This is a genomic window from Sinomicrobium kalidii, assembly GCF_021183825.1.
Lineage (GTDB): Bacteria > Bacteroidota > Bacteroidia > Flavobacteriales > Flavobacteriaceae > Sinomicrobium > Sinomicrobium kalidii.
On record NZ_CP089211.1, the window covers coordinates 4,792,779 to 4,809,188 of the forward strand.

The 16,410-nt window shown below is 44.6% G+C and carries 17 protein-coding genes and 1 tRNA gene; 9 read left to right on the forward strand and 9 right to left on the reverse strand.

The window, feature by feature from the left end; all coding sequences use genetic code 11:
* The first annotated feature begins 277 nt into the window (after positions 1 to 277).
* Positions 278 to 1,495 carry a lanthionine synthetase C family protein gene (locus LS482_RS19290; RefSeq protein ID WP_233029156.1) on the forward strand — a complete coding sequence of 406 codons (1,218 nt, stop codon included), beginning with the start codon at positions 278 to 280 and terminating at the stop codon, positions 1,493 to 1,495.
* Positions 1,496 to 1,501: 6 nt separating this feature from the next.
* Here LS482_RS19290 and LS482_RS19295 read toward each other — a convergent pair whose 3' ends face one another.
* From LS482_RS19295 to LS482_RS19305, 3 genes are all read right to left on the reverse strand, one after another.
* Positions 1,502 to 2,593: a hypothetical protein gene (locus LS482_RS19295; RefSeq protein WP_233029157.1), complete on the reverse strand. Its 1,092-nt coding sequence runs from the start codon at positions 2,591 to 2,593 to the stop codon at positions 1,502 to 1,504.
* A 274-nt stretch (positions 2,594 to 2,867) separates the two neighbouring features.
* Positions 2,868 to 3,425, reverse strand: coding sequence for a hypothetical protein (locus tag LS482_RS19300; RefSeq protein ID WP_233029158.1), 558 nt, complete (start codon positions 3,423 to 3,425; stop codon positions 2,868 to 2,870).
* 84 nt (positions 3,426 to 3,509) lie between these two features.
* Positions 3,510 to 4,118: a superoxide dismutase gene (locus LS482_RS19305; RefSeq protein ID WP_233029160.1), complete on the reverse strand. Its 609-nt coding sequence runs from the start codon at positions 4,116 to 4,118 to the stop codon at positions 3,510 to 3,512.
* 87 nt (positions 4,119 to 4,205) lie between these two features.
* Between LS482_RS19305 and LS482_RS19310 the strand changes: the two genes are divergently transcribed.
* The 5 genes from LS482_RS19310 (at position 4,206) to LS482_RS19330 (ending at position 9,508) form a co-directional block, all read left to right on the forward strand.
* Positions 4,206 to 4,829, forward strand: a complete 624-nt coding sequence (locus LS482_RS19310) for a helix-turn-helix transcriptional regulator (protein WP_233029161.1) — start codon at positions 4,206 to 4,208, stop codon at positions 4,827 to 4,829.
* A 117-nt stretch (positions 4,830 to 4,946) separates the two neighbouring features.
* On the forward strand, positions 4,947 to 5,288 hold the full coding sequence (locus LS482_RS19315) for a YciI family protein (RefSeq protein ID WP_233029163.1): 342 nt from the start codon (positions 4,947 to 4,949) through the stop codon (positions 5,286 to 5,288).
* Between the two features lie 5 nt (positions 5,289 to 5,293).
* Positions 5,294 to 6,535 carry an RNA polymerase sigma factor gene (locus LS482_RS19320; RefSeq protein WP_233029165.1) on the forward strand — a complete coding sequence of 414 codons (1,242 nt, stop codon included), beginning with the start codon at positions 5,294 to 5,296 and terminating at the stop codon, positions 6,533 to 6,535.
* 196 nt (positions 6,536 to 6,731) lie between these two features.
* Entirely contained in the window at positions 6,732 to 8,123 is a 1,392-nt protein-coding gene (locus LS482_RS19325; RefSeq protein ID WP_233029166.1) for a M16 family metallopeptidase, read from the forward strand.
* A complete protein-coding gene (locus LS482_RS19330) occupies positions 8,120 to 9,508 on the forward strand; it encodes a M16 family metallopeptidase (protein WP_233029167.1) in 1,389 nt (462 codons plus the stop codon). Before LS482_RS19325 ends, LS482_RS19330 begins: the two co-directional genes overlap by 4 nt.
* Positions 9,509 to 9,579: 71 nt before the next feature.
* On the opposite strand, the gene LS482_RS19335 is transcribed toward LS482_RS19330, so the two are convergent.
* A tRNA-Met gene (locus LS482_RS19335) sits at positions 9,580 to 9,653 on the reverse strand.
* Between the two features lie 168 nt (positions 9,654 to 9,821).
* On the opposite strand from LS482_RS19335, the gene LS482_RS19340 reads away from it, so the two are divergent.
* Both LS482_RS19340 and LS482_RS19345 read left to right on the forward strand, forming a co-directional pair.
* The gene (locus LS482_RS19340; protein WP_233029168.1) at positions 9,822 to 10,205 is read left to right on the forward strand and encodes an START-like domain-containing protein; all 384 of its coding nucleotides are present in this window, start codon (positions 9,822 to 9,824) and stop codon (positions 10,203 to 10,205) included.
* Between the two features lie 57 nt (positions 10,206 to 10,262).
* Positions 10,263 to 11,114 carry an aminotransferase class IV gene (locus LS482_RS19345; protein ID WP_233029169.1) on the forward strand — a complete coding sequence of 284 codons (852 nt, stop codon included), beginning with the start codon at positions 10,263 to 10,265 and terminating at the stop codon, positions 11,112 to 11,114.
* 32 nt (positions 11,115 to 11,146) lie between these two features.
* Here the strand turns inward: LS482_RS19345 and LS482_RS19350 are convergent, their stop codons facing one another.
* The 5 genes from LS482_RS19350 to LS482_RS19370 form a co-directional block, all read right to left on the reverse strand.
* A complete protein-coding gene (locus LS482_RS19350) occupies positions 11,147 to 11,707 on the reverse strand; it encodes a YqgE/AlgH family protein (RefSeq protein WP_233029170.1) in 561 nt (186 codons plus the stop codon).
* 136 nt (positions 11,708 to 11,843) lie between these two features.
* On the reverse strand, positions 11,844 to 12,116 hold the full coding sequence (locus LS482_RS19355) for an HU family DNA-binding protein (protein ID WP_233029171.1): 273 nt from the start codon (positions 12,114 to 12,116) through the stop codon (positions 11,844 to 11,846).
* A 191-nt stretch (positions 12,117 to 12,307) separates the two neighbouring features.
* Entirely contained in the window at positions 12,308 to 13,255 is a 948-nt protein-coding gene (fmt, locus tag LS482_RS19360) for a methionyl-tRNA formyltransferase (RefSeq protein WP_233029172.1), read from the reverse strand.
* Between the two features lie 53 nt (positions 13,256 to 13,308).
* Positions 13,309 to 15,228 (reverse strand): RecQ family ATP-dependent DNA helicase, encoded by a 1,920-nt coding sequence (locus tag LS482_RS19365; RefSeq protein WP_233031860.1) that lies wholly within the window; start codon positions 15,226 to 15,228, stop codon positions 13,309 to 13,311.
* A 57-nt stretch (positions 15,229 to 15,285) separates the two neighbouring features.
* Complete coding sequence (locus LS482_RS19370) at positions 15,286 to 15,837, reverse strand: AAA family ATPase (RefSeq protein ID WP_233029173.1); 552 nt, start codon at positions 15,835 to 15,837, stop codon at positions 15,286 to 15,288.
* Between the two features lie 206 nt (positions 15,838 to 16,043).
* Between LS482_RS19370 and LS482_RS19375 the strand changes: the two genes are divergently transcribed.
* Positions 16,044 to 16,331: a DUF493 family protein gene (locus tag LS482_RS19375; protein ID WP_233029174.1), complete on the forward strand. Its 288-nt coding sequence runs from the start codon at positions 16,044 to 16,046 to the stop codon at positions 16,329 to 16,331.
* The last annotated feature ends 79 nt before the right edge of the window (positions 16,332 to 16,410 follow it).

Sequence of the window (16,410 nt, forward strand, 5' to 3'; positions counted from 1 at the left end):
TTAAAAAACTTGCAACTGAAAAAAGAGGTTGTAAGTAACCTGAGCGCAAAAGGAGTTAAAGGTGGAGCCGTTACCGACGGTACGATCTGCCAGGACACTATGTACTGCCCCACTAACGGGCCGTTAAATACATGCCCCCCTCCTGGAATGCAATGTTATTAAAAAAATGAACCTGTAGACACGGGCTGTGCACTTTCTAAAAAGGTGTTTACAGCCTGTGTTTTTTGTTTAATATAGTTACTGATCCACCCCTGAGAACTGTTATCTTTGAACTGCCATGAACATACAGGAAGCCTCTTTATTCAAAAAACTGGAAGAAATAAGTAAGGTACTGGAAAAGGAATATCCCGGGACCGAAGATGTAGGGGTGTTGTCCGGTATATCTGGAATGGCCCTTTTCGCATTTTATTATTCCCGGTTTACGGGTAAAGAACGGTATGCCGACTTAGGATCGGAAATATTGTCGCTGGTCTTCGAAAGGATCAATAACGGCTACACGATGCATACTTTCTGTGCGGGTATACCCGGAGCGCTGTGGAGTATGGAACTATTGCGGGAAGAAGGGTTCATAGACATAGACCACGATACCCTTCTCCGGGATTTCGACGACTTTCTTTCCGGTAGTATAAAACGCTATAAAGACATCAATTTTTACGACTTTTTACACGGCGTACTGGGCATAGGCTATTATTTTCTGAAACGCTACCGGAACACGGGGTCCGAAACGCTAAAAAAACGTTACAGGGAAGAGTTGTCCGGGATAATCAAGTTGCTCGGTGACCGGGCAGAAAGAGAAGGGGAAACCTGTAAATGGGAATCTTTTCTGATACGCGATGAAGGGCTAAAAGGCTATAACCTGAGCTTATCCCACGGAATGTCCGGTATAGTCAGTTTTTTATCGCGATTACTTGTTCACCCCGATTTTTATACGGAAGTAAGGCCTGTTCTGGAAGGTGCTGTCGGTTATATTGTGCAGTGGGAAAACACGGCTGCGGGTTCGTCCGTTTTCCCGGGCTGGATTACATCGGCAGGAGAAAAGAGTGAAAAAGTGAGGTTAGGCTGGTGCTATGGCGATCTCGGGACCGCACTCTCCCTCTGGCACGCCGGAAGTGCACTGAAGGACGATGTATTGTGTGAAAAGGCAGTGCAGGTGTTGAAACATACCACGAAGCGAAGGGATACGGAAGAAGCCGGGGTAAAGGATGCCGGGCTGTGTCACGGGATATTTGGCATCATGCACATATATCGTTACATGTACAGGCAGACCGGAGAAAAGGAATTTGCCGAAGCTGCCCGGTTCTGGCAGGAAAAAGGATTGTCAGCAGACATCCATGAAAAAGGATATGCGGGCTATATGCAATGGCGCGGAGGCGACATATCGGGATGGCGGGCAGAGGCCAACCTTCTGGAAGGCGTGGCTGGTATAGGCCTGGCCATTATGGCGGAATTGTCGCCCGACTATACCAAATGGAACGAATGTCTGTTGATAGGCTGATACCGGTTAATGCAAATCGATCATGTGCGTGGCCGAGCTATCGGGCATTGACCATTTTCCTTTCAGGTGAAATGAAGAAACCGGTTTCAGGCGAAAAATACCGGCGGTAGTGCGGTGATTTTTGCCCATTTCCCGGAACTCATAAGATCCGTCCTGATGTTTTAAGGCCTGCAAATCAATTTTCCTGGCCGGGTTGTCATAAAAACAAAATGCCCTTACCAGACCATCATCATAAATTTTTTCTACAAAAAGGTGTATTGCGTGTTGTTCGTCTATTTTTCCCTGGTATAGTCCTATGTGCATGTTCTTTTCCTCTTTTTTTGTGTTGTATTCCGAAGAGGCCGTCAGCAGGTATTGGCCGTAATTGTTCAGAAAGGGCTTTAACCGGGAAAGGTCAAATTCATTTTCAAAATCCCCGGGGTCATCATACGCAGCACCGGTATGGGAAGCACAGCGTCTGCGTATTATTTTCAGGGAGCTGTTGGTGAGCAGCAATTCGTCATATTTCAGCTTGTCGTTTTTTATGGAGGACAGACAATCGCTATAGATGGTGTATTGTTCCGCAGCAACCCGGTTTGTGGTATCCAGGGATGCGAGGAAACGGTCTATCCGGTCGGTTCTTTGTTTTATCACCAGTTGTTGTAATTCCTGAAGCCCTTTTCGGGTAAACAAATCTTCCAGGTTTATCGGCTGCCCGCTCTTTGCGTCAAAATTCTGAATTATGGAGAAGGAGGAAAGAGATGTTCCGGAATACTTTCCGATAATATCCATAGAAATATACCTTGTATTGTTGGCATAGACCAGGTAGTTCAGCATAGTTACTCCCTGTGGCGAACCTTTTCGGGGCCATATACGTTCAAAAGGGGACCGGTTGAATTTCCCGGGCAGGGTTTCCAGGATGGTACCGTGAAGCCAGGTATTGATCCTTCGGGCGGCATCGGTACGATCAGTGATAAGCGGAAAGCTGAAATATTCCTTGTTAACGGGGTGTATACCCTGAAGGGAACTGACAGAAAAATGCTGGGCATTGCCAAAATTATGCCAGGCGAGGACAAGGCATATAATAAAAAATGAAAAGCGAGTAGTTTTTTTCATCATATAAAAAAATTAGGAACAAGGCGCTTAACGGAAAAAACTATCCTGTTTCCATGGTGCTCACCTGTTCGGGATTACAAACTTATATATCAGGAAAATGCAATTTGTAAAAAGAATGTTTCCTTTTTATCAAATTTTTAAAGTAGGGGGGAGCACAAATATAAGCATGCTTTCGGAAATATCGGCCTTAAAGTTGTGGACTATTTTTCCACTGGCAGACATGAGAATTATTTCTGTATAAAAAGCTTACCAGGTACTATTGATTTTAAGTACACAACTACGTCGTAATATATTCGTGACCCTTGTTGTGAAGGGCTACTTCATCCAGTGTAAGCAACAGGTCCGTATGAAGATCGGTTATTTGTCTTTTTTCCTCATTATAAAGCCAGCCGAATATATTCACAAGCACACCTTCCCGAAAGGCTTCCCGGACGGCTTTGAGCTTACATAGCCGGAGTGCTTTTTCCATGACCTGTAATTCGGCAATATTACCGGACCAACGGGCGGATGTATTGTGTTTGGCATGACGTTCTGCGTAAGCTTGCCATAAACTATATCCCCATCCGGGTATACTCAAACACGAAGGTGAGCGCAGATCTCCGGAAAAAGGAACAGGAGTATTGACAATAATGATATAGCGAATGTTGAAGGCATTTAAAAGCTTGTGAAGTTCTTTAAAGCTGAATGTTTTACCAGCGCATACAAGTTGATCTGAAATGAGGTCTACAAACAGGACCTCACCTGTTAGGGAACCTGCCAATGCCTTGAAACCTGGAGAGTTTTCTTTTTGAAGTGAATGGTTGAACCAGGCGAATATGTTTTGATAACGTTTCATGGAAAAAGAGATTAATTTTAAAAACCCGTTGCAGGTCTGTCAGAAACAGTAAAATCCGGAGCCCGGCCGGCGGAAAGGAAAGCATCAGAGATTTTCTGTGTATCTTTTTTCTACTTCTTTCCAGTTGATAACATGCCAGAACGCTTCAATATATTCCGGTCGCTTGTTCCGGTATTTCAGATAATAGGCATGTTCCCAGACATCGATACCCAGAAGCGGGGTACCTTTTTCTTCTGCCACATCCATCAAAGGGTTATCCTGATTGGGGGTGGAAGATACTTTGAGTTCCCTGTCGGCAGTGAGTATCAGCCATGCCCATCCTGAGCCGAAGCGCGAAGCTGCTGCTTTGTGGAAAGCAGCTTTATAAGACTCAAAAGAACCAAAGTTCCGGTCTATGGCCTTGGCGAGTTCACCCGAGGGTTTCCCCCCGCCGTCGGGAGATAGTATTTTCCAGAATAAACTGTGATTGTAATGTCCCCCGGCATTATTCCTGATACCGGCGGGAAGTGTGGAAATGGTTTTAAAAAGGTCTTCCAGCTTTTCGGGCACGATACCGGCATCCTTAAGGGCGGTATTTAATTTGTTAACATAACCTGCATGGTGTTTCAAATGGTGAATCTCCATGGTTTCCGTGTCTATGTAAGGGAGCATTGCATCATATCCGTATGCCGGTTCCGGTAGTTGGTATTGCATAATTTTGTTATTTTGAATAAATGAACGTTATTTCCAATACAAATATAATATATTTGCATATTAAACCAAATAAATACTTTGTTTATTATGAATAATGAGCTGTCGGAAAATGAGAAAGTGATCCGGATACTTAAAAATCAGGGACCTAAGAACCTGAAAAAACTTTCCGCAACTTTGGGAATCACTACCGAAGGTGTGCGGTTTCAGCTATTGAAGCTCTCTAATGAAGGTTTGGTAAAGTCTGAAAGCGTATCCAGGGGGAGAGGACGTCCGCAGCAAATATGGTCACTCACGGAGAAGGGCCACTCCAGGTTTCCGGATAAACATGCGCACCTTACCGTAAAACTCATACAGTCCGTACGTGATAGCCTTGGGGAAGAAGCGCTGGAAAAGATCATAATTTCGACAGGAAAAGACAATACCAAAAAATACATGAACCGCATGCAATATGCTAAAAACCTCGAAGAGCGGATCAGCATACTGGCCAATATCCGTGAGGAAGAAGGGTATATGGCCCAATACGAAAAGACCGACGAAGGTTACCTGCTGACAGAAAATCACTGCCCCATTTGTGAAGCAGCCAAAACCTGTCAGGGCTTTTGCAGCACCGAGCTTGAAACTTTTAAAACGGTCCTCGGTGATGATGTTACCGTAAAACGTATAGACCATATCCTTGCCGGGGCACGAAGGTGTGCTTACCTGATAAAATAACCTCCGGGATTGATTTGCAGCCGGGAAAATAGTCCGGGGATAAAAAAGGTAAAACTGTTTGTCCCCTTTGCAGAAGGGCGATCGTCATTAGGGTAGAAACATTAAAAATATACAGTGATGAAAGAATTCGTATTGATTTTCAGGAACACTACCGATCCGCATGCCAACCCGTCTTCCGAACAGTTAGAGGCACGAATGAACTGGCTGGGGAGTGTTGCTGCCCGGAACAAGCTTGCCGACAAGGGAAACCGCCTTTCGGCCCGGGAAGCCAAAACCGTAAAGCCGGATAATGTTATTACAGATGGCCCTTATACCGAGATCAAGGAATTTATAAGCGGTTTTATGATCGTGAAAACGGCCACTATTGATGAAGCCGTTGAGCTGGCCCGTAGCAACCCCATTCTCAAGGCCGGAGGAAATGTGGAAGTCAGGGAAGTGCTTACGTTCAATAACGACTGATACTGATGCCGGACAAAACGGACAGTCATAAAACGCTTTTGCCTCACCTGTTTCGCCTGGAATATACCAAGATGACGGCCGTGTTGTGCCGTCATTTTGGTTTGGACCATATGGAGACTGCCGAAGATATTGTCAGCGAAACCTTTTTAAAAGCTGCGGAAACCTGGGGTGAAAAAGGAGTTCCCGAAAACCCCGAAGGGTGGTTATATACCGTGGCAACCAACAAGGCAAGGGACTATTTAAGGCGGCTTACCGTTTTTGAAAATAAGATCAAAAAGACCGTCGAACCCTTTGCGACGGATCCGGAAGCGATAAATTTTACCGATCAGGTCATTGCAGACAGCCAGCTGGCCATGATATTTGCGGTTTGTAACCCGGCCAATTCGACCGAAGCACAGATATGCCTGGCACTTCAGGTGCTGTGCGGATTTAGTGTGGAAGAAATAGCCAATGCTTTCCTTACCAAAAAGGAAACTGTGAAAAAACGGCTGTTTCGGGCCAGGAATAAACTCCGAAGCAAAACCTTCCATATAAAACAACCGGGAGAAGCTGCCATACGATCACGTTTGGATACCGTATTGAGAACATTGTACCTTTTGTTCAATGAAGGTTATTTTTCCAGAACGGGCAATCAGCTAATACGCAAGGACCTGTGCTCAGAGGCTGTCCGGCTTACCCTGATCCTTACCGAAAACCCGGAGACCGATACCCCCGATGCTAATGCCTTACTGGCTCTTATGTGTTTTCAGAGCTCCAGGCTGGATGCCAGGACAGACAATGCCGGCAAAACCGTACTGTTTGAAGAACAGAACAAAGCGGAATGGGACCGGGAGCTTATACAAAGGGGGAACTATTACCTGGTACAGGCCTGTTCGGGGAATACGGTTTCCAAATATCATCTGGAAGCCGGTATTGCATACTGGCATACAACCCCCACGGATAAAAACAAATGGCATCATATCCTGCAATTATACAACAAGCTCGTACTGATCGAGTATTCCCCGGCAACGGTCCTGAACAGGGCTTTTGCCTATGCCCGGGTTCACGGTGAAAGAGCGGGGATAACAGAAGCGGAAAAACTGGAACTGGAAGAAAACAGCCATTACCATTCCCTGCTGGGACATTTGTATACTTCAATAGACAAGAGCCGGGCCGTAATACATTATACAAGGGCAATAGCCCTGAGCAAGTCCGAGGGGGAAAAAGAGGTGCTGAAGCACAAAAGGACAATACTCACTTCCGGGTAGCAACACGGAGATCGATTTAAATACCTCTTTATTATACCTGCAGAATAATCTCCTTGATTTTTCCTGTTTTATAATGTAACGCTTTCGCCCTTTTTGCGTCTTTTAGTATGTGGCAATGCTCAAAAATTTCGCAGAAGGCTGATTTTTTGTATTTTAGATTGCCATCATATTAAGATCAATTAAAACTTTACTGTACATGAAACTACAAATTACGTTGTTAATGATGTGCTTATTTTTCATCTCCTGTAAAAATGACAGGGAAACAGATGGAGAGAGCGCTGCCGACACGTACACGGTGCCGGTGGAATATTACAAGCTGGATAACGGTCTTAAAGTCATTCTTTCGGAGGATAAGACCGCACCGACGGCTATTGTCGCGGTTTATTATAATATCGGATTCAGAATAGAACCGAAAAACAGGACGGGTTTTGCACATTTGTTTGAACACATGATGTTCCAGGGATCTGAAAACCTGGGCAAAATGGAGTTTATCAATCTGGTGCAAAAGAACGGAGGTGTCCTGAATGGCTCTACCCGTTTCGACTTTACCAATTATTTTGAAATAGTCCCTTCCCATAAGCTGGAAACCATGCTGTGGGCGGAAGCAGACCGGATGAAGGGGCTGGACATTACCCAGGAAAACCTGACCAATCAACAGGGTGTGGTCAAAAACGAAGTCAGGGTCAATGTGCTCAACCAGCCTTACGGAGGATTTCCCTGGCTGGACATGCCGCAATATGCCAATACCAACTGGTATAATTCCCATAACTTTTACGGGGACCTCGAGGATCTGGATGCAGCAAACCTCGAAGATGTGGAATCCTTTTTTAATACCTATTATTCACCGAACAATGCCGCCCTCGCTGTGATAGGTGATTTTGACAGGGAAGAGGTGCGGGGATGGATACAAAAATATTTTGGCAGTATCCCGTCGGCTTCGCTTCCGGAAAAACCGGATATTTCAGAACCCTTGCAGACAGAAGAAAAACGCTTTGTCAAAAACGATTCCCTGGCCAATAAACCCGCTATTGCAATAGCCTACAAGATGCCCGAACGCAACACTCCCGAATATTTTGCCATGGGGTTGCTGGACCAGATACTGGCACAGGGCGATAATGCATTGCTCCGGCAAAAACTGGTAAGTGAAAAAGGATATACTTCCGGTATCAGCGGAGGGATTAATTTTCTGGGCAATATGTTCAACTATAACGGTCCCATGTTGTGGATGTTCAATTTTACCTATGACAACGGAAAGACGGAAGCGGAGATCGTAGGTGCCGTAGACGAAGTGATGGACAGTTTAAAGCTGACCATTGACCAGAAGGCACTGGACGGAGCCGTGGTAAAGATGAGGTCTGACCTGTATGATGAACTCGGAGGAACATTTGGCATGGGAAGGGCCGATCTGTTGTGCAGCTTTGCCCTGTTCGATGACGATCCCGGAAGGATCAATACACTGGAAGAGGAGTTCAGGAAAATAACGCCGGAGGTCATTCACAAGACCATTGACGATTATCTGCGACCTACCAACAGGACCATACTCAGGGTTAATCCCTTATTAGCTAACGACAAAAATTCCGCGCAATGAAAAAATACGTTTTAAACTTCATACTACTGGCTTTTATATTGCCCCTGACCGCCCAGGAAAAGGAGCCGCCGCCGAAAGGGGGAGAACCGAAAGACTTTAAATTACCGGAAAAGCAGGTAGTTTCCCTGGATAATGGCCTGGAACTGGTTATGGTGCCTTACGGGGCCATTCCGAAGGCTACCATCAGTATTACGGTTAAAACAGGGAACATCCACGAAAAGGAAAATGAAGTATGGCTTTGTGACCTGCTGGGTGATCTGATGGAAGAAGGCAGTGAATCAAAGGATGCCAGGACCATTTCCAACGAGATGGCCGCTATGGGGGGCAACCTGAATATTTCGGTGGGGAGCCATACTACAAACCTGAACACTGACGTACTTTCCGAATTTGCCCCGCAAGCCATAAAAACAATGGCAGATGTATTATTGCATCCCAAATGGCCGGAATCGGAGCTGGAACGTCTCAAAAACGACATGAAGCGCAATCTGAGTGTTAGTTTGTCACGTCCGCAGTCACAAGCCAGGAAAGATTTTTACGCGGCCATATACCCCGATCATTCCTATGGAAGGATATACCCTACAGACACCTTGATCGATACTTATACTACGGAGGATATAAAACGGTTTTACAGTACAAATTTCGGGGCAAAACGTACCGTGGTGTATGTAGTAGGGAAATTTGATACGGCTTCGGCAGAAGAGGCCGTAAAAGAGGCTTTTTCGTCCTGGACCGGGGGACCGGAAGTTTCTTATCCGGAGGCTACCCCGAAAACACAACATATGGTGAATATCATAGATCGTCCGGGGGCGCCGCAATCCACTATTATGTACGGATTGCCTGTCATATCGCCTGAAGATCCGGATTATATTGCGCTCGATATTACCAATTCCCTCCTCGGAGGTTCTTTCGGATCGAGGATCACCAGTAATATCCGGGAAGACAAAGGGTATACCTATTCGCCGCGCAGCAGTCTTCAGAGCAATTATAAGACGGGTGTCTGGTTTGAAGCCGCTGATGTGACTTCAGAATTTACAGGCGCTTCGATAAAGGAGATCAAAAAGGAAATTACCAGGTTGCAGGAAGAAGCACCTGCCGGAGAAGAACTGGAGGGAATAAAAAACTACGAATCGGGACTGTTTGTACTGAGAAATTCCACTCCCGGGGGAATTATCGGACAATTAAATTTCCTGGACCTGCACGAGCTGCCGGAATCCTGGCTTGAGGATAAGGTGAAAAATATGTATGAGGTAACACCCGAGCAGGTCAGTGAAATGGTAAAAAAATATATTAAACCCGGAGAAATGACCCTTATTGTTGTAGGAGATAAAGCGAAAATCAAAGATCAGGTCTATGAAACGCTGGATAAGGATGTCATTAAAGAGTGATATTTCATACCGTTTTTATTGACTCGGAAAGAAAAAAGGGCTTTCGGTTTTTTCGAAAGCCCTTTTTTATGTAGCGAGGACGGGATTTGAACCCGTGGCCTCCGGGTTATGAATCCGACGCTCTAACCAACTGAGCTACCTCGCCATTTTTACGGTAAAACTGCCGTAAGCAGCGGCAAACTTGCCTTAGCGGCTGCAAATATAGAAACAAAATCGTGTACGGCAAATACATAATGCAAAAAATATTTTATGGTTTTAGTTTAGGATTTTTGTAAGAAATAGTTATATTGTCAATCCTAAAAAAGGAACAGATATGCAGGATAAAATAAAATACGAACTTGAATTTCAGATACATTCTTCCCCACAGCTTTTATTTCAGTATCTCTCTACGCCGTCCGGATTGTCCGAATGGTTTGCCGATAATGTGAATTCCCGTGGTGAAATTTACACCTTTATCTGGGACGGCAGTGAGGAAGAGGCCAAGTTGGTGCGGAAAAAAAGCGGGGAATCCGTGAAGTTTAAATGGCTCACATCAGAAGACGATGCCTTTTTCGAGTTCAAGATCGTAGTGGACGAAATTACCAAGGACGTTTCGCTACTGATCACGGATTTTACCGATGAAGATGAAATGGATGAGGCCAAAATGCTTTGGGAAAATCAGATTTCCGATCTGAAACACGTTCTCGGATCTGCATAAGGTTATTTGTGTTTTTACCAGTATATTTGCCCTGGATAAATTTTCAGGGCTTTTTTTATGATCAATTTTAACGGTGAATTACTTCCGTCAACATCACATTTTTTAAACCAGGATAACAGGGGATTGCGATACGGCGACGCCTTGTTTGAAACCATCCGGGTAGTAAATTCCAAGATATTTTTCTGGGAAGAACACTATTTACGTCTCATGGCCTCTATGCGGATTTTGAGAATGGACATACCGATGACATTTACGATGGAATACCTGGAAAAGGAGATCCGGAAAACCATCGCAGCCAATGAACAGTCGGAGGCCCCGGTCAGGGTAAGGCTCGGTGTACACAGAAAACCCGGAGGACTTTACCTCCCCGAATCCAGAGGGGTCGAATATATCATCGAAACCAAACCACTGGATAGTCCGTTCTATACACTTAATGAAGAAAGTTATACCGTAGAACTCTTTAAGGACCATTGGGTCAACTCGGGATTGCTGTCCACACTCAAAACCAACAACAGGCTTATCAACATCCTGGCAGGTATTTATGCTGCCGAGAACGGCTACGATAATTGTCTTTTGATCAATGAGTCCAGAAATGTTATCGAGGCGATCAACGGAAATATTTTCCTGGTGAAAGGAAATACGATAAAAACACCACCTACGGGCGATGGTTGTATCAACGGTGTATTGCGCAAACAATTAGTGAACATTGTTTCCAAACTGGAAGGATATACGCTTGAAGAAGCCTCAGTTTCCCCGTTTGAACTGCAAAAGGCAGACGAATTGTTTATCACAAATGCCGTCATGGGCATTCGTCCCGTAACGAAATACCGGAAAAAACAATTCGGGACCGAAGTAAGCAGGGACCTTTTGGGAAAATTGAACCTGCAGGTACGTCTCGGAGGAAAATAAAAATAAAAAGGGGTAGTAAAAAGGAAATGGGATCAGTTCAGGTTCGGGTTTTCCGGGGCGTTGGACCACAGGAGGTAATCTCCGCCGAATTCCACCATTTTTTCTTTCCATAAAGACGAAGCGGATTTCCGGATAACGTTACTCTTATAAGTGTTTTCTGAAACGATCCAAGAGTTGGACTGTAATTCTTTTTCCAGCTGAAGGGTATCCCAGCCGGAATAACCCAGGAAAAATTTAATGTCAGCACTTTTGATGTCACCGTTGTTTATAAGCTGAACAATGACTTCAAAGTCTCCTCCCCAGTATATTCCGTTGGAAATTTCAATACTGTTGGAGATCTTTTGCGGAACTTTGTGGATAAAATAGAGATTATCCTGCTCCACGGGCCCCCCGTTATAAATCTTAAAGGACTTGGTAATTTCCGGGATCAGTTCATTGAGCCGGAAAGACAAAGGCTTGTTGAGGATGAAACCTACGGAACCTTCATTGTTGTGTTCTGCGAGCAGGACCACGGACCTGTTGAATGAAACGTCCCCTATGATGGAAGGCTCTGCGATGAGTAGATGTCCCTTTTGTGGTTTTAAGGCAATCATAGGCATTTTATTTCTTTAAATCTAAAGAAAAAAATAATAAAAACAAATTTTCGGATTGAGAAAGTAGTGCAATACCATAAAAAAACACCTGCAATTCGCAGGTGTTTTGCTCTGTTATTTGAAAAGCGGAAAATATTTAGTTTACAGCACCGCTCAATTCAGCTCCGGCTTTAAACTTAACCACTTTTTTAGCAGCAATTTTAATGGTTTTTCCGGTCTGCGGGTTTCTTCCTTCCCTCGCAGCTCTTTTGGAAACTGACCATGATCCAAAGCCTACCAAGGATACTTTGTCACCTTTTTTCAAGGTTTTTTCTACGCTTCCCAGGAATGATTCCAGGGCTTTTTTGGCTGCGGCCTTGGTGATGCCAGCATCTGCAGCCATGGCATCGATTAATTCTGTTTTGTTCATAATATAAGAATTTAAAAAATTAATTGTTGGTTAAACATCGTTTTTAAATTGGTTACACAAATTTATACGGATTTCCTTATAACGCAAGTAAAATAAGGGGAAATCCCGCCTTTTGTTAATAACTTCGGAAAATTGTTGATAAAGTGTAGGTCTTTTCTTTGTTTTTTGTTGAGCCCAGTAATTATAAGCCTTTAGCTGACTTTGGCATCAGGGTGAAACGTATATCCGTTGAGTACATCCCCGATGTCCATTTTTCGTTTTCCGGGAAGCTGTATCTCCCTGAGATGAATGAAGCCACCCCGAACGGCAACCTTTACGTCACTTTTTCCTGTGATGACCTTTCCGGTGGTTTCGTTGTGTTCCGATTTTTCTTTTTGCGTATCGTATATTTTTACCTGTATGTTTTCACCGTCATTGGTAAGTGTGGTCCATGCACCGGGGTACGGACTTAACCCCCGGATATGGTCGTATATCGTCGTCATATCTGCGGTCCAGTCAATACGACAGGTGTCTTTGTTTATTTTATGGGCGGTCTTCGGGTCGGATATTTCTTCTTGCTTTTGGGTAGTGACCTTTCCTGTTTCTATCTGTTTTACGGTAGTGAGTACAAGAGCCCCGCCGAGCTTCATCAGTTTATCGTGAAGGCGCCCGGCGTTATCGTCCGGGAGGATCTCTGTTTTTTCCCGGAGAATGATTTCCCCGGTGTCTATTTTATCATCAATAAAAAATGTGGTAACGCCGGTTACGCTTTCACCATTCATTATGGCGTGATTGATCGGCGCGGCCCCGCGATAGTCGGGCAGCAGGGAGGCGTGGAGGTTAAATGTGCCGTATTCCGGCATTTGCCATACCACACGGGGTAACATACGAAATGCCACTACCACCTGGAGGTTGGCTTCCAGTGCACGCAGTTCGTCCAGAAACCGCTCATCTTTCAGGTTTGTGGGTTGCAGTACTTTCAGGTTCTGGGACACGGCATATTCCTTAATGGCAGATTGCCGGATTTTCCGCCCCCTTCCCGCCGGTTTATCGGGAGCGGTAATTACACCCACTACCTCATACTCGTTCTCTACCAGTTTTTTCAGGCTTTCCACGGCAAATTCCGGGGTGCCCATAAATACGATCCTCAAATTTCTCATCGTTATTGATCTTGTTTTGTCAGGGTTCAGAAGCTGGTTGTAAGGTCGGTCTTTTATCCTGTTATTTCATATTTGTTCTTGTCATTTATTTTGATCTTGTCCTCCTCCAGGAGTTTTTTCAATACATTCAGGACGTATTTTTCCCTGAAAGTAAGGGTTGCCGTGAGTTCCCGGGAACTCATACTGTTTTGTTTCAAGGCTTTCAGTATCTCTTCTTCAATGATCCTGATGATTTCCGCAGAGAGATGGTTGTGTTTTTTTTCGATACAAACCGAACAGACACCGCAAGCTGTCGTGTCCTTTTCCCCGAAATAGGAAAGTATCTGAGCACTTTTACAGGTTTTGTCATCGTTTATATACCGAATGACCGATGCTACCTGTTCGTGTTTCTTTTTGTTCTGTTTTTTGATGGCCTTGGCAATGATGTGCACCGTAATGTCGTCTTCCCGAGGGACGAGGAACGTTATTTGCGCATCGGTGTGACGGGCGGTATATGAAATGATCTCGTCTTTAGCCAGTTGTTCCAGCACGGCGATCACCCTTTTTTCTTCCGAAGCCGTTTTTTGTGCGATTAATTGCGGGTTGACTTTTGTTTCGTTGTCAAAAATGCCTCCGTACGTACGAAGAATACCCTGGGTAATATGTTCAACACCCGGGTTTTTGTCCATGTACAGGAACAGTTGATGGTTAGACACGATAAACTGAAGTGTGGTCTTTCTTTCGAACTGTTCGGAGAGTGCGATTACGGAGTTTCGGTCCAGTAATTTGAGTCCGTTATACGCAAGCACCGGATTTAGTTTATAGGTAGTACAGAAATGGTTGAAATTAAATGAAAAAGCCATGTTTGCTCCCTCCCCGTAGGAAATCTGAAAATAATTATTGAGTTTTTTATACAGGAGTTTTATAAATTTTACGTCGGGAAGTTTGTCCAGGAACTGGTTTTTCAGGTAACGCTCGTCGTCCCGGTTTTTCAAAATTACTGCAAAGGCCTTATCGCCGTTTCTGCCCGCCCTGCCGGCTTCCTGGTAGTAACTCTCCATGTTTTCGGGCAGGTGCATATGGATAACTGTTTTTACATCCGGTTTGTCTATTCCCATACCGAAAGCATTGGTGGCTACCATGACCTGTGTACTGTTGTTCAGCCATTGCCGGAGCTTTTTGTCTTTTTCTTCCGGGGTTATTCCACCGTGATAATGGTCGGCCGTAATGTTGTTGGTGTTCAGCTGAGCGGCGATTTCTGCGGTGGCTTTCCGGTTTCTCACATAGACTATGGAAGGTTTCCGGTTTTTGCGTAATATCTGTTTTAGCTTGTAACTCTTGTCCTCTTCGTCGAATACCATGTAAGCAATGTTAGGCCGGGCAAAGGACTGCCGGAAAACAGTTGCATCGGGGATCTGAAGGTTGTCCAGGATATCTTCGGTCACCTTTATGGTAGCAGAAGCCGTAAGGGCAATCGTGGGAACATGAGGGAACAATTCTTTTAATACGGAACAGTTTCGATAGGCCGGCCGGAAGTCGTTTCCCCATTGCGAAATGCAATGCGCCTCGTCAATCGCCACCAGGTTTACGGGCATCTGGCGTATCCGTTCCAATACCAGCTCCTGCTGGAGGCGTTCCGGGGAGAGGTACAGAAATTTGTAATTGCCGTAAATACAGTTGTCCAGTATGCTGTCCACTTCGCTGTATTTTAACCCTCCGGTAAGGGCAGTAACCTTGATATCTTTTGCCTTGAGGTTTTCCACCTGGTCGCGGATAAGGGCCACCAGGGGAGAAATAACAATACATATCCCGCTTTTTGCCAGGGCGGGTACCTGGAAACAAATGGATTTTCCGCCACCGGTAGGCAACAGGGCAAGAGCATCCTGTCCGTTCAGAAGCGCATTGATGATCTGCCGTTGCGGGTGCCGGAAAGTATCAAACCCCCAATATTTGTTTAGTATTTGAAGCGGTTCTAACGTAGCGTCGGGTTTAATTGTTTATGAATATATTTATTACGAAGACCATCAACCGCCACGAGGTGTTACCCTTTGTTATTCCGGCATTGCTATCCCCAGTTTTTCCAGTATAAAATCTGCCCTTAAAGGTATGGAACCTGTGGGAACTTCGACGAGTTCGTATCCGTAGGCAATATAAGTAGATTTTATAAAACGATAAATAGCCGTTGCCTGTTGAAAATCTTCATAACGTTCATTATCCGAAACATAAATATCTTTCCAGGGCGGCATGACAAATACCGCATCATACCTGCATTTTTCACATACCTCCGTAAAATAGGGAGGGAACGGATTGCCGGCATAGTCCATATAAGCGAGGACATCATGGACGCCCCTGTCGATAAAAACCCTTTCTGCATCCCGTTTTTCGGCATCGAGGAACTGTTTTTCTCGTCCTTCCAGCAATTTTTTACTGAACAGTAAGGGATCAGTGAGAAACAGCTGGCTTATTCCCTGTTGTTGTGCTTCCAGTGTAACCTGCCGGGATATTTCCGGGAAGCAGGTATATCCCCTCCGGGAAAATTCCTGAAGGACAGATGATTTTCCCGTTCCGGGGCCTCCCGTGATAACAATTTTCTTTGTATTCACCGCAATTCTTTCAAAAATGCAAAATAAGGAAATGCCGGCGGAACTAAAAAATCAAAAAACGGGAACTTGCCGGAATGCGGCACTTCACCGGAAGTTGTTTTTCACAGAACCCGGTTTCAGGTTTAACGATAATCGGGATGATAATTTCATAAGAAGCTGTATCTTTGCAGTAATACAAACAACATTAATATTTGCAAAATCAGACGATGGATTCGGAGAAGGAAGAAAAATTCTATAAAAGGTTAAAAGAAGAATTGAATAACACAACCACTTGGCCATCCAGTTATCTCTATAAATTTATCGTTCCGACAGATGCGGAAAAAATAGCGCAAATTGAAAATATTTTCGATAACACCGGAGCGGTAATCAAAAGTAAAAAATCTTCCAAGGGCAATTATACTTCGGTTTCCATACAGCTTATTATGGAGAGTGCAGATGCTGTTATAGAAAAGTACAGGGAAGTCAGTAAGGTAGAGGAAGTAATTTCTCTTTAAGTACTGCCGGAACACGAAAAACAGTCGACACACAGCCGATAATAACCAACTTTTTTATGTATTCGGAAAAAAATTAGTA

Bases quoted from the DNA above. Each gene is read 5' to 3' on its own strand.
- LS482_RS19290 (WP_233029156.1), top strand. From the start codon at position 278: ATGAACATACAGGAAGCCTCTTTATTCAAAAAACTGGAAGAAATAAGT.
- LS482_RS19295 (WP_233029157.1), bottom strand. From the start codon at position 2,593: ATGATGAAAAAAACTACTCGCTTTTCATTTTTTATTATATGCCTTGTC.
- LS482_RS19300 (WP_233029158.1), bottom strand. From the start codon at position 3,425: ATGAAACGTTATCAAAACATATTCGCCTGGTTCAACCATTCACTTCAA.
- LS482_RS19305 (WP_233029160.1), bottom strand. From the start codon at position 4,118: ATGCAATACCAACTACCGGAACCGGCATACGGATATGATGCAATGCTC.
- LS482_RS19310 (WP_233029161.1), top strand. From the start codon at position 4,206: ATGAATAATGAGCTGTCGGAAAATGAGAAAGTGATCCGGATACTTAAA.
- LS482_RS19315 (WP_233029163.1), top strand. From the start codon at position 4,947: ATGAAAGAATTCGTATTGATTTTCAGGAACACTACCGATCCGCATGCC.
- LS482_RS19320 (WP_233029165.1), top strand. From the start codon at position 5,294: ATGCCGGACAAAACGGACAGTCATAAAACGCTTTTGCCTCACCTGTTT.
- LS482_RS19325 (WP_233029166.1), top strand. From the start codon at position 6,732: ATGAAACTACAAATTACGTTGTTAATGATGTGCTTATTTTTCATCTCC.
- LS482_RS19330 (WP_233029167.1), top strand. From the start codon at position 8,120: ATGAAAAAATACGTTTTAAACTTCATACTACTGGCTTTTATATTGCCC.
- LS482_RS19340 (WP_233029168.1), top strand. From the start codon at position 9,822: ATGCAGGATAAAATAAAATACGAACTTGAATTTCAGATACATTCTTCC.
- LS482_RS19345 (WP_233029169.1), top strand. From the start codon at position 10,263: ATGATCAATTTTAACGGTGAATTACTTCCGTCAACATCACATTTTTTA.
- LS482_RS19350 (WP_233029170.1), bottom strand. From the start codon at position 11,707: ATGATTGCCTTAAAACCACAAAAGGGACATCTACTCATCGCAGAGCCT.
- LS482_RS19355 (WP_233029171.1), bottom strand. From the start codon at position 12,116: ATGAACAAAACAGAATTAATCGATGCCATGGCTGCAGATGCTGGCATC.
- fmt (WP_233029172.1), bottom strand. From the start codon at position 13,255: ATGAGAAATTTGAGGATCGTATTTATGGGCACCCCGGAATTTGCCGTG.
- LS482_RS19375 (WP_233029174.1), top strand. From the start codon at position 16,044: ATGGATTCGGAGAAGGAAGAAAAATTCTATAAAAGGTTAAAAGAAGAA.